This window comes from Myroides odoratimimus, from assembly GCF_001485415.1.
In the GTDB taxonomy this organism is placed as follows: domain Bacteria; phylum Bacteroidota; class Bacteroidia; order Flavobacteriales; family Flavobacteriaceae; genus Flavobacterium; species Flavobacterium odoratimimum.
In genome coordinates this window covers 78,270-91,134 of record NZ_BCMQ01000003.1, presented here as the reverse complement: position 1 = coordinate 91,134, position 12,865 = coordinate 78,270, and the positions used below count along the sequence as shown (strand labels likewise).

Genomic DNA, 12,865 nt, shown 5'->3' with positions numbered 1-12,865 from the left:
GTCAACTATCTAAACTCCTTGCTAATTTATTAGTCTTAATTGGGTTATTTATTCGCTGTTGTAGCATCGGCACTTTATCTTTAATTACAAAGACACCTTTTACAACTCTTATAATATGTTCTTTTTGGGAATAACAATTCATCAGAAGCTCCCTCCCTACATCCTTATTTTAATAGCTATATTAATCACCACCACACCTTTTCACTACATACAAGATGAATACACAGAGTATAAAAGGAGCATCCTTCGACAAAAGCCTTATTTAGCCCACTAAAGTCCTAGCATTGTCCTACAACTGTCCAAGGATCCAAGAAGAAGCCCTGATTTTACTAGGGTTAAAAGCTATATAACGTTGAGTACTACAATAGACCAATTCATAACAAACAACTGAATATTAGTTAGTTATATAAAAAATAAACTAAAAAAAAGTATACATTTTTTTGCTTTTCAAGCCTTATTTCACTGAAATAAGAAGAAAATGCGGTAAAAAGAAGGGAATTTTAAGGGAGAAATAAGATTTTTTGATGATAAATAGGTGCTTTTTTGAAAAAAAGAAAGTGTTTTTTTTGATAAAAGTTGATCAATTTTTTAATTGAAGTTGAATAGATATACTGGACGGTTATATATCACGGATTAAAAATCCGCGATAACGAGACGTAATGTACGCACCTAAAGCCCGAAGGGCTAAGATTCATAATTATTAATTTGAAATTCGTAATTCCCTAAGGGAGATGGGATCTTTCGTTACACTCAAGAAGACATATTAAATCGTTATATCTCACGGATTAAAACCTTAAATCCGCGATAACACGAACGTAGCGATTGCATGATATGTATACCGATAGGACGTATATACATACCTCATGGCGAAGCCAAACATTCTTAATTTTTAATTCCTAATTCTTAATTGTTTAAAAAAGAAGAGGAGAGCAATGCTCTCCTCTTCTTTTTTAAACTTATACTCTTCCTTTTAAGGCGTTAAAAACCCATGCTATTGCAAAGAAACCGATTCCTACAGCTGTGAATCCCCACCCTGCGATTTCGGAATATTTAAATGCTCCTAGACAGATTAATAAGATACCCATCATAATCATAATCAACGTAGCATATCCTAGAATCTTATTCTTGTTTAAATTGTTCGGCATTATTTATTTATTTTAATTAAATATTTTGATTAACATCTCCTTAAGCAGTTCTCCTTGTGGCATCGCCTGAGCTCCTACTCCCTTACTTTTAAGGTCTACATCCTTTAGATGTGCAATGATACTACTAACTTGCTTCATCTTATAGATTCTAAAACCCGTTTCGTAGTCTTTTATTGCGTATTGACTCACTTTTAATTGTTTCATCACGTTAGATGGTGACTTATCTTTCAACCCATGGTACAACAAAAGCTTAGAAAAATAAGAATAAACAAGCCCCATTGTCAATACGATTGGGTTATTCTTTGGGTTCTGTGCAAAGTAATTTGCAATTTTATACGCTTTGAGCTGATTGCGGTCTACAATAGCTTTAATCAATTCAAAATTATTAAAATCTTTACTTATTCCGATATTCTTTTCTACTACTTCTGCTGTGATTTGTACTCCTTTTGGTACGATTAAAGCCAGTTTATCTATCTCATTCGCTATTTTAGACAAATCTGTTCCTAAGAACTCTACTAACATTGCAGAAGCTTTAGGATCTATACTATACCCTTTTGCAGTTAGTAATTTCTTAAGCCAAGCTTCTATCTGATACTCTTTTAACTTCTTACTTTCAAATATGATACCAGACTTCTCTATCGCTTTATAAATCTTCTTTCTTTTGTCTAATGTTTTGTACTTATAGCAGAATACTAATACCGTAGATGGTTGTACTTGTGCAGCATAAGATTCTAATTGGTCTATAGAACGTGCTAACTCTTGAGCTTCTTTAACTATGACAACTTGCTTTTCTGCCATTAAAGGGAATCGCTTTGCATTAGAAACAATGTCTTGAACAGTGACATCTCGCCCATATAATACCATTTGATTAAACCCCTTCTCTTCTTCTGTCAATAGATTATCTTCAATATACTCAGAGATTTTATCAATATAATACGGTTCTTCCCCCATCAAAAAATATATAGGAGCAGCATTCCCTGCCTTTATATTCTTTATTATGTCCTTTACTTGATCCAAAATATTAGTTTTAAATATTGCTCAATACCAGTAGAAAAAAAATATCTTTGCTTTATGCAAAGACTGAATTTCCCACCGTTTGATTTTCGTTTCAAAAATAGTGAAAATAAGCTATCTATTTTTGATGTTATCCGTAAAAAGTTTATTCAGCTTACTCCTGAGGAATGGGTAAGACAGCATGTGGTACATGATTTGATCTATACTAAAGGTTATCCTCTTTCCCTCATCAGTGTAGAGAAAGTAGTGAGAATTAATGGAATGACGAAACGATATGATGTGGTGATTTTTAGACCTAATGGTGAAATCTTTATGCTCATAGAGTGTAAAGCACCTGAGATAAAAATTACCCAAACAACATTTGATCAGATTGCTCGTTATAATTTTCAATTAAGATCAACCTATCTGTATGTCAGCAATGGGCTAAATCATTACTACTGTCAAATGGATTATGAGAATAGCAAATATGTGTTCTTAAGAGAATTACCGAATTATAATGAGGAATTAGGAATGAAGAATTAGTTTACAGTGAACGGTTGACAGTGAACGGTTGACAGTGAACAGTTTACAGTATTGCCCTACGGGCATAATGTACTTAGATGATGTGATACACTATATATTGATAACATATACCACACAACATCACGATTTCACTGATTACTTGACAGTGAACGGTTAACAGTTTACAGTATTGTCCTAAGGGCATAATGTACTTAGATGATGTGATACACTATATATTGATAACATATGCTAAACGACATCACAAAAAACAACATCACGACATCACAAAAAAACAACATCACGATTTCACAAAAAAAACAACATCACAACATCACAAAAAAACGATTTCACACTAAAGAAAAACAAAATGAATAAAAAGTTTGCCGTAGCTATTTTAAATTGGAATGGAGAACAGCTGTTAAGACAGTTTCTTCCTTCTGTACTGAAGTATTCGGACAAAGCTAATATATACGTTATCGACAATGCTTCTACTGATCAGTCTATAGCTGTTCTAGAACAAGAGTTTCCTTCTGTTCATATTATTCAGAATAAGCAAAACTATGGTTTTGCTCAAGGATATAATGAAGGGTTAAAAGATATAAAAGAGCCTTACTTAGTACTGTTGAATTCAGATATCGAAGTAACCGAAAATTGGTTAGACTCGGTAGAAGAAATATTTGATAAACAACCTCGAGTAGCTATTGTACAGCCTAAAATTCTTGACTATAAACGCAAAACGCACTTTGAGTATGCAGGTGCTGCAGGTGGTTTTATAGATTCGTACGGATTCCCATTCTGTAGAGGGCGTATCTTCGATACCATAGAAGAAGATAAAGGACAATACAACGATATTATAGATATATTCTGGGCGTCAGGTGCTTGCTTTTTTATCCGTAATGAAGTTTACCAAAAACTAGGTGGACTCGATGAAGATTACTTTGCCCATCAAGAAGAAATAGACTTATGCTGGCGAGCACATCATCTAGGACATAAGATTAAATACACGGGGTATTCTACTGTGTATCACGTTGGTGGAGCAACTTTAAAGTATCAGAGCCCAAAGAAGACTTATCTTAACTTTAGGAACTCTCTACTTACTTTGTATAAAAACCTTCCTTCTAAAGGCAAGTTCTCTACTATCTTTTTGAGATTGTGCTTAGATGGCATCGCAGGGGTAAGGTATATGCTTATGTTACAACCTAAACATTGTTTTGCAATTGTTCGTTCTCACTTTGCATTTTACAAACGTATTCCTATCTTCAAAAAAAAGGTATCAAAATCTCCTGTAAAAGAGTATTATCGAACTAAATCAATTGTTAAATTATATTATATTCAAAAACGTAAGACTTATATTAGAATATTCTAATTAAAATAGTTTAGGCTTTTCTTTCTATATTGCCATCTATTTGCTATATTTGACAAAACAATTCAATCATTTTTTAATTATGAAAAAAGTAGTTTTAGGATTATCTGTTTTAGCCTTGACATTAGGTTCTTGTGGTACAAAACAGAAAATTGCAGACTTAGAAGCTAAAAACAAAGAAGTACAAGATTTATTAAATACATGTACTATAAAACTAAACTCTGCTTTAGCTGAGAGAAATGCTTTCTCTAACGAGATCGAGCATTTGAAAAAGAACAACTCTGACTTATTAAGCAATATGGGTAACATGACTATGTTAACTTCTAAAGGTGCTGAAAACTTAGAGAAAACTTTGGAGAGCATGAAAGAGAAAGATCTTAAGATCACTCGTCTTCAAGATGCAATCACGAAGAAAGACTCTGTTACTTTAGCTTTAGTAAGAAGTGTGAAGAAAGAAGTTGGTTTCGATGATCCAGATATCCAAGTTAACGTAGAAAAAGGTGTAGTATATATCTCTATCGCTGACAAATTATTATTCAAAACAGCTGGTTATGAAGTAAGTTCTGAGGCTAAACGTGTATTAGCTAAAGTAGCTGCTATCGCTAAGAGCAAACCAGACTTCGAAGTAATGGTAGAAGGACATACAGATAACGTATCTATCAAAAACGCAATGATGAGAGACAACTGGGATCTAAGTGTTAAACGTGCGGTATCTATCGTTCAAGTTTTACAAAATGACTTCCAATTAAACCCTTCTCAATTAGTTGCTTCAGGACGTGGAGAGTATGTGCCATTAGTAGAAAACGATACTCCTGAGAACAAAGCTAGAAACAGAAGAACTAGAATCGTTTTACTTCCTAAGATTGATCAATTCTACGATATGATCGAGAAAGAAATGAAAAATATGACTAAATAATTTTAGTTATTAAAATAAAGAAAAAGGGCTGTCTTTTAAATAAGACAGCCCTTTTTTAATTACGAATTTAAATTGGTTTTCGGTTTACAGTAATCAGTTTACGACATTGCCCTGCGGGCATAATATACTTAGATGATATGATACACTATGTATTGATATAATCATCTAAAACGATTTCACACTTTCACAAAAAACAAAAAACCTATTTAAGATAGTCTCTCAATACATATTGTAGAATACCATCATTTTTATAATACTCTATTTCAATTAAAGAATCAAAACGAGCTTTAGCTTGGAAAGAAAGAGTTTCTCCATTCTCTTTTACAGCCTTTACCTCTAGTATTTTGTGTGGTACTAAATCTTGTTCGATTCCTGTGATAGTGAATGTCTCTTTTCCAGTTAAACCTAAAGATTCAGCTGTTTGGCCTTCTAAGAATTGTAATGGAGCTATTCCCATACCAATTAAGTTACTTCTATGAATACGCTCAAAGCTTTCTGCAATAACAGCTTTTACTCCTAATAGATAAGTTCCTTTTGCTGCCCAGTCACGAGAAGATCCACTTCCGTATTCTTTACCAGCCAAGATTATTAAAGGAGTCTTGTCTTCTTGATACTTCATCGCTGTATCAAACACAGAAAGAGATTCATTCGTAGGTAAATAAGTACTATATCCTCCTTCGCGTTGTGCTACTTTATTCTTAATACGCACATTGGCAAAGGTACCTCTCATCATCACTTCATGGTTACCACGTCTAGATCCGTATGAGTTGAAATCTTTTGGTTCTACTCCTTGTGACAGTAAATATTTACCTGCTGCTGAACTCTCATTAAACGCTCCTGCCGGCGAAATATGATCTGTAGTCACTGAATCTCCTAAATACAACAATACCCTAGCATTGTGTACATCTGCAATAGGTTTAGGTTGAGCTGGTAAGTTTTCGAAGAATGGCGCTTGTCTGATATAAGTAGAAGGTTGATCCCACTCAAACTTCTGACCTGTTGGCGCTTGTAAGTTCTTCCAATCTTGCTCACCTTCAAAAATCACACTGTATACTTGTTCAAAATCTTCTTGTTTCAATGATTCATTAATTACTGCTCTAATCTCTTCATGCGTAGGCCATATATCTTTTAGATACACTGGCTGTCCATTAGGATCATAGTCTAAAGGATCATTAATTAAATCAATATCTACTCTACCTACAAGTGCATAAGCAACAACTAACATCGGAGACATTAGGAAGTTCATTTTTACTTGTGGGTGTACCCTAGCCTCGAAGTTTCTATTCCCTGATAATACAGATGCTACAACTAAATCGCCTTTAGTCACTGCCTCTGCTACAGGTAATGGAAGAGGTCCACTGTTACCAATACATGAAGTACATCCGTATCCTACTGTATGGAAGCGAAGTGCCTCTAGGTCTTCTAATAAACCTGAACGCTGTAAATACTGAGTCACAACCTTAGACCCTGGTGCTAAACTTGTTTTAACCCATGACTTCGTTCTCAGACCTTTCTCGATAGCTTTACGAGCTACTAGTCCTGCTCCAATCATCACTTCTGGATTAGACGTATTCGTACAACTCGTAATAGCAGCGATAACGATACTTCCGTCTCCTATTACATACTCTTTGTTCTTCTGTTTAATACGAACTGTACGCAGACTGTCTTTAACAACTTCTGTAGTAGGATTAGTGACTTTATTCTCTTCGTAAGCAAACTCAGTACCAGAACCACCTTCTGATAGCCAAGCGTGTTCTCTACGCTCTTTAGTCTCTGTATAAGTACGATTATACTCTTGCTCTAATAAAGTAGAGAATGATGTCGCTAAATCTTTTACTAATATTTTGTCTTGTGGACGTTTAGGTCCAGATACTGTAGGCTCTAATGTATTTAGATCTAATTCGATCACTGTAGTATATTCAATATTCTCTTTCCCTGTTCTCCATAGCATATTGTCTTTACAATAGTCTTCTACTAGTTTTATCTGCTCTTCGCTTCTATTCGTAGCACGCATATAATCTAAGGTACGGTTATCAATAGGGAAATAAGTAACTGTACATCCGAACTCTGGTGACATATTAGATATAGTCGCTCTATCTGTAACAGATAGATTATCTAAGCCATCGCCAAATACTTCTACGAATTTACCTACTACGCCTACCTGACGCAATATCTTCGTAATAGATAATACCATATCAGTAGCGGTAGCACCTTGTGGTATTTTACCCGTTAATTTTAATCCGATTACCTCTGGACAGGTAAAGTAAATTGGTTGTCCAAGCATAGCCGCTTCAGCTTCAATACCTCCTACTCCCCAAGCAATAACTCCAATCCCGTTTACCATCGGTGTATGTGAATCTGTACCTACTAGAGTATCTGGGAAAGCCCAACCATCTCTTTCGATAACACCTTTAGCTAAGTACTCTAAATTTACCTGGTGACAAATACCCATTCCTGGAGGAACTACTGTGAAGTTATTTAGCTCCTGCTGAGCCCATTTTAACAACTCATAGCGTTCAGAATTACGCTCATACTCTTTTTCTACATTTCCCTTATAAGAGTAGTCTGTTCCGTAATAATCTACCTGAACAGAGTGGTCAATAACCAAATCTACAGGAATTGCTGGGTTAATCTTATTTCCGTCTTTTCCCTGTCTGATGAACTCATCCCTCAAAGACGCAATATCTACAACAGCTGGCACTCCTGTGAAATCTTGCATTAAAACACGTGCTGGTTTAAAGGGGATATCTTTATCGGTACCCTTTGGATCCCAGTTAACTAGAGTGTCTAAATGTTCGTCAGTCACTACATAACCATCGTGGTTACGCAAAACATTCTCCAATAAAATTCGTATCGAAAACGGCAATCTTTCGATATTGTTACCCTTGTCTTGTAACTCTTTTAATGATGCAATTTTATACTTTGTCATAATTGTTAGTTTATAAAGGTTAAGTTACTGAAAACAAACTAGATTAGCTATTAAAAATTTATTAAAAATCCGCTAACATTATAATATATCCGACTTATAAACAGCAAAATAGGACTTCTTTAAAAATTATTATATTGGCAATTTGACTCTTATTTTTTTAGAAAACATAAACTTTTTTAATAGACTCCTATTACCTACAAATGAACAATACTATATTTTTAACCCAGATTAAGCGATAGACATATAAACGAAAAGTAATTATACAAAATAGCTCTGATTTTAAGAAAAAAGCATACTGTAGTATGGTTTTAGAAGAAATGAAAGAGATATGAAGTAGAATTGCTTTGCAGTATTTGGCTAATGCTTAATCTGGGTTTAATCAACAAGGTATCGCCATATCCTAATAACAGTTAATATTTCCCAAAAAAACTCCAGTAAACTGCTACAATCCATTCATCCAGTATTTTGCTAAATATCAAAACTAACTCCTAAAACATTACTCTATTCTCATCATCATGCTCTTTTCATTTTTATTTCATATAATACTTTTATCATAAACTAATTTTATTGTATATATCCTATATTCTCATTTTAATTTTATTTTTTTGATAATTTATTCGCAAATTATCGTACATTTAATAACACCAACAACTTGTATAATGAAAGCAATTGACAAAAATTTTGTAGACTTTGATATAATAGGAGATATACATGGACATAGCAATGATTTAAAGCAACTATTATCTGCTTTAGGTTATTCTAACAAAAAAGGTTACTACCAACATCCGGAGCGAAAAGTACTATTCGTAGGAGATTATATAGACAGAGGTATTAATATCATAGAGGTATTAGATATCGTAAAAAAGATGGTGGACAATGGAGAAGCTATTGCGTTGATGGGAAATCATGAGTACAATGCAATCTGTTATAATACACTCTCTACTAATGGAGAGTACCTTAGAGAGCATACACCTAAAAACTTTAATCAACATGCTGTGACCATGGCTGCGTTTATGCAAGTGCCTAATATGTACAAAATGTATATAGAGTGGTTTAAATCACTTCCTTTATTTTATGAGAATGATTCGTTTAGAGCTGTTCACGCATGCTGGGATGATCAACATATCAATTATTTAAGAAACCGATTAGTCAACGACTGTATTACGAATGACCTGTTAGAAGAAGCGAATACAGAAGGAACAGAATTATATAATGCTATAGAAACAACATTAAAAGGAAAAGAAGCGAAGATGCCTGAAGGCATAACTTTTATTGATAAAGATCGTATACTACGCACTGAGTTTAGAACTAAATGGTGGGAAGACCCTAAAGAAATGACTTATAACTCTATCAGCGTACATCCTATACAAGAACTTCCTCATACTCCATTCGAATTTGAGAGTGAAAACTTTTATCAAATTATAGAAAAACCAGTGTTCTTTGGCCATTATTGGATGAAGCACAAGACAGGCACTAGACCTAATATAATTAAGGATAATGTATGTTGTGTTGATTTTAGCGTTGCTAAAGGAGATGGAATACTTGTATGCTACAGATATAGTGGGGAAGACAAGTTGGACTCTAAGCAACTCGTCTTTGTAAAATAACGTCAAACTCTCTCTCCAAATCTATGATTAACTATTTAAAACTTTTTCTAAAAAGAAAAAACAACAAAGAAATAGACAATACGTCATTAGATTTTTTGACTTTACAAAATTGTGATAACGCTGTTTTTATACTTGATAATCACTTAATAAGCAAAAACAAAATATCTTATTACAATTGTAACCAGAATATCGATGACATACAGGTATTATATTTTACTTGCATCAACAATAAACCTTTGCTGTTTATAGCAGGAAAGCACAATAGTCATATCCCTACATCATCAGTAAACTTTCTTCCTACTTTTCTACATCTTGCAGAAAAACTAGGTTTTAACCCTGTTCTACTAACAATATTTGAGGAAACTTTTAGCTGTGACAGAAATATGTTTGTATGGGCAAGAAAGAACCCTAGTAACTGTAAAGTACTAGAACAAGGTAAATATGCTGATACAATACTACAAGGATATGAATTACAGAATCAAGCAAAAACCTTTGTGTCATGGGAAACTCCTTATGAAGATGTAATTGCTTTAGACGAAGTTTTAGTCACCCAACCTTCTAATGAAGATGATTTAATTAAATATACATTTAAAGTTCCTGTAAGAATAGGCAACCTTGTTTTAAACGATTTTAGTTTCTATGATTGTCATCGAAAAAATATTCCAGTAAGTAACTACTTTTCTTACTGCGAGTACAAACAGGCTATTAATAAGCCTTATGCTTTCTTAAAAAATGCTTTGTTAGAAAACAAAAGTCTTACTAATGCTTCTATTGATACAGAAGAAGATAAAACTGTAATATTTAGCACAAAAGTAAAAACAGAGCAACTAGAGTTTTATTTCTCTAATGCTTATCCTGTGGAGCTAGATGCCGCTAATAACAAAGTGTTTTTCCTAATTACTAATTTAAAAGAATACTTAAATACTGTAATTTACCCAGAGTATATCCTTAAACTATCTATAGTCAATTGTACAACACTATCAGGCGATATAACACTGGATATACAAACCTATAAAGAAACAGCACACATCTATAGAGTACCAACATTTATACAGGAAATCTCTCAAAATAAGCCCTTTATTTGGATAGATGATAATAACGATGAAATAGGCTTCTCTGATGATCGCTATGCTCATATAATACCTCTAGCAGAGGTCAAATATATGTGTATAGAAACCATAGAGCATAGTGATGGATCTATAAATTCTAAACTTAGTATTCGTCCAAATGGAAGTAATATGGAAATTATAAACATCTTTACTTCTAAAAGTGTAGATTTGAGCAAATTTAAAGAACAAATAAAAAGAGATATCCCTGTACCTATACAGTGTCCTCTAGATGATTATTTATAATAAAGAATTATGTGGAAATACTATGCTTTACTATCTGCTGTATTTGCAGCTTTAACTGCAATATTGTCTAAAGTAGGGGTAAAAGGAATTAATGGCAATCTAGCGACAGCTATACGCACCAGTGTAGTCTTAGTATTAGCTTGGGGAATAGTGATTGCAAATAGCGATTTTAAAGGAATGAAAGAATTGAGCAAATCTAATCTTATCTTCTTAATCGCTTCAGGAATTGCAACTGGACTATCATGGATATTTTATTTCAAAGCTCTAGAGTCGGGTCCTGTATCTAAAGTAGCTCCGATAGATAAGCTGAGTATTGTATTTGTGATGATTATCTCTTTTATCTTCTTAAAAGAGCCTATGGATCTGAAAACTATCATTGGTGGATGTCTTATTGTAGGAGGTACACTAGTCTTAATCTTATAAAGACTTTCTTTGGGTTCTAAAATTAACTCAAAGAAAGTTCTTCTATTGTCTCAATACCAGTTCGTTTACATACAATTCTAAATCGCTTATAATCTACTATATTTTCATACTTTATTTGTGCTATGAAGTTAAGATAATAGATCTTATCTGCTAATATTCTTTCTGGCTCCCCTATTAAATCATTTTGATCTAAAGTATACACTGTCACATAAGGGTTATTCATTCTTTGGGTAAGTCGAGTTAGATTAAAGTGAATGATGTCGTTAATTCCGTCAAAAGCATATGTACTTTCTTTAATCACTTTTTTATTATCTAAGTGTACTTTCTTTCTGTACAACATAATCTTCTCGTTGTGAATCTTATTCTCTATTTCTAATAAGGCTGAACGATCACGCAAATTAAGCACTTCTTCAGGCACTTTTTCTTCTGCTATAAAGTCTACAGATTCCTTTATCCATCCTATCTTCTGATCCTTTACACTAATATTCGTTTTATTATCAAAATACTTCCCTCCTAACTTCCCTATAAAGTAATAACGCATTAGCTCCTTAATTCTATCTTTCAACATATAACTAATAACTAATGCTACAAATAAAGGCATCGTAAAGTTGCCATATTTCTGTTGAAAAGAGAAAGCAATAATAGTAGCAAAAATCATAGATAAACCTGCTGCTAAACTATAATAAATCTGTTGTGCAATCACGCCATCTTCATCTTTTCGTTTATTCGAAATTAGAGCTAAATCAGATTCTATATACTTATCTAACATCGTATGTCTATACACCACCTTCTGGTTATTCTCTCTATCCCCTTTCTTAATATCTAGATAGTTGTGTATTTTCATATACTCTTTTTCTCGTGTTATCAATCCGATTAGATGTTGACGCACTTTCTCTGACAAATCGTATTGTTCTCCCTCTAACAGCTCTAAAAAACCGAAAACTTGATGTACTATAGCATAAGATAAATATTCATCTGCAAAATCATAATAATTTCTCGTCTCACTTCCCTCTTCTACTCCTACCAACAATTCTCTCAAACCTCTAAATTGAATAGAGATATTCTCTACTGCAGAAGCAAACTCAAGGCATCTTACCTCTAAATCATCAGTCTGATAGCATTTTTTAATCTCTGTCAAATGATTTCGGATGGCACTTCTAAAGATAGCCATGAACATCTTCAACTGAAACTCATACTCCATTAATAACTCAGATGAATCTTCTTCTGATTGCAACACATCATTTAAGGCTGAACGCAAATTATTCAATGGAACTGCTCCGTTATCAACAATCTCTTTTAGAAGGTAAATAGGGGTAATAAATCTAACTTTAGACTTAACATCTGAATAGAACTGATCTTTAGTATATGTAGATGCATTAATGTCTAGGCTATTAGGAATAAAAAACCAGGTATTAATATCAAACTCAGCTGTCTGACCTATCTTTTTTGTTTTAAAACCAACCTTTACCTCTATCGAGTAAGCATCATGAATACTTGTTTCTATGTCTATCATACCTTAAACCTGGAATATCTATGTGAAGATATTAAATAATTCTGAGGTTAATCACATATTTCAAAGCAAACAACAATACAATACTATCCAGTAATCTCTGTA

At 33.4% G+C, this 12,865-nt stretch carries 10 protein-coding genes; 6 read left to right on the top strand and 4 right to left on the bottom strand.

Annotated elements, in window-relative coordinates; all coding sequences use genetic code 11:
* Positions 1-956 precede the first annotated feature (956 nt).
* Together MODO_RS03905 and holA are read right to left on the bottom strand one after the other, a co-directional pair.
* A complete protein-coding gene (locus MODO_RS03905) occupies positions 957-1,145 on the bottom strand; it encodes a CAL67264 family membrane protein (protein WP_006259008.1) in 189 nt (62 codons plus the stop codon).
* Between the two features lie 12 nt (positions 1,146-1,157).
* A complete protein-coding gene (holA, locus tag MODO_RS03900; protein ID WP_006261083.1) occupies positions 1,158-2,162 on the bottom strand; it encodes a DNA polymerase III subunit delta in 1,005 nt (334 codons plus the stop codon).
* A 54-nt stretch (positions 2,163-2,216) separates the two neighbouring features.
* Between holA and MODO_RS03895 the strand changes: the two genes are divergently transcribed.
* The 3 genes from MODO_RS03895 to MODO_RS03885 all read left to right on the top strand — a co-directional run bounded on the left by MODO_RS03895 (position 2,217) and on the right by MODO_RS03885 (position 4,939).
* Positions 2,217-2,681, top strand: coding sequence for a type I restriction enzyme HsdR N-terminal domain-containing protein (locus tag MODO_RS03895; protein WP_059050646.1), 465 nt, complete (start codon positions 2,217-2,219; stop codon positions 2,679-2,681).
* A 346-nt stretch (positions 2,682-3,027) separates the two neighbouring features.
* Positions 3,028-4,026, top strand: a complete 999-nt coding sequence (locus MODO_RS03890) for a glycosyltransferase family 2 protein (protein ID WP_059050644.1) — start codon at positions 3,028-3,030, stop codon at positions 4,024-4,026.
* Positions 4,027-4,105: 79 nt separating this feature from the next.
* Positions 4,106-4,939, top strand: a complete 834-nt coding sequence (locus tag MODO_RS03885) for an OmpA/MotB family protein (protein WP_006259013.1) — start codon at positions 4,106-4,108, stop codon at positions 4,937-4,939.
* Positions 4,940-5,141: 202 nt separating this feature from the next.
* On the opposite strand, the gene acnA is transcribed toward MODO_RS03885, so the two are convergent.
* Positions 5,142-7,868 (bottom strand): aconitate hydratase AcnA, encoded by a 2,727-nt coding sequence (acnA, locus tag MODO_RS03880; RefSeq protein ID WP_006263471.1) that lies wholly within the window; start codon positions 7,866-7,868, stop codon positions 5,142-5,144.
* Positions 7,869-8,527: 659 nt separating this feature from the next.
* On the opposite strand from acnA, the gene MODO_RS03875 reads away from it, so the two are divergent.
* The 3 genes from MODO_RS03875 to MODO_RS03865 are packed head-to-tail and all read left to right on the top strand — an operon-like array spanning position 8,528 to position 11,250.
* A complete protein-coding gene (locus tag MODO_RS03875; RefSeq protein ID WP_006263470.1) occupies positions 8,528-9,475 on the top strand; it encodes a metallophosphoesterase in 948 nt (315 codons plus the stop codon).
* A 23-nt stretch (positions 9,476-9,498) separates the two neighbouring features.
* Positions 9,499-10,827 carry a hypothetical protein gene (locus tag MODO_RS03870; protein WP_006259016.1) on the top strand — a complete coding sequence of 443 codons (1,329 nt, stop codon included), beginning with the start codon at positions 9,499-9,501 and terminating at the stop codon, positions 10,825-10,827.
* Positions 10,828-10,836: 9 nt separating this feature from the next.
* Entirely contained in the window at positions 10,837-11,250 is a 414-nt protein-coding gene (locus MODO_RS03865; RefSeq protein WP_006259017.1) for an EamA family transporter, read from the top strand.
* A 22-nt stretch (positions 11,251-11,272) separates the two neighbouring features.
* On the opposite strand, the gene MODO_RS03860 is transcribed toward MODO_RS03865, so the two are convergent.
* Positions 11,273-12,763: a hypothetical protein gene (locus MODO_RS03860; protein ID WP_006259018.1), complete on the bottom strand. Its 1,491-nt coding sequence runs from the start codon at positions 12,761-12,763 to the stop codon at positions 11,273-11,275.
* Positions 12,764-12,865: the final 102 nt, after the last annotated feature.

Bases quoted from the DNA above. Each gene is read 5' to 3' on its own strand.
- MODO_RS03905 (WP_006259008.1), bottom strand. From the start codon at position 1,145: ATGCCGAACAATTTAAACAAGAATAAGATTCTAGGATATGCTACGTTG.
- MODO_RS03895 (WP_059050646.1), top strand. From the start codon at position 2,217: ATGCAAAGACTGAATTTCCCACCGTTTGATTTTCGTTTCAAAAATAGT.
- MODO_RS03890 (WP_059050644.1), top strand. From the start codon at position 3,028: ATGAATAAAAAGTTTGCCGTAGCTATTTTAAATTGGAATGGAGAACAG.
- MODO_RS03885 (WP_006259013.1), top strand. From the start codon at position 4,106: ATGAAAAAAGTAGTTTTAGGATTATCTGTTTTAGCCTTGACATTAGGT.
- acnA (WP_006263471.1), bottom strand. From the start codon at position 7,868: ATGACAAAGTATAAAATTGCATCATTAAAAGAGTTACAAGACAAGGGT.
- MODO_RS03875 (WP_006263470.1), top strand. From the start codon at position 8,528: ATGAAAGCAATTGACAAAAATTTTGTAGACTTTGATATAATAGGAGAT.
- MODO_RS03870 (WP_006259016.1), top strand. From the start codon at position 9,499: ATGATTAACTATTTAAAACTTTTTCTAAAAAGAAAAAACAACAAAGAA.
- MODO_RS03865 (WP_006259017.1), top strand. From the start codon at position 10,837: ATGTGGAAATACTATGCTTTACTATCTGCTGTATTTGCAGCTTTAACT.
- MODO_RS03860 (WP_006259018.1), bottom strand. From the start codon at position 12,763: ATGATAGACATAGAAACAAGTATTCATGATGCTTACTCGATAGAGGTA.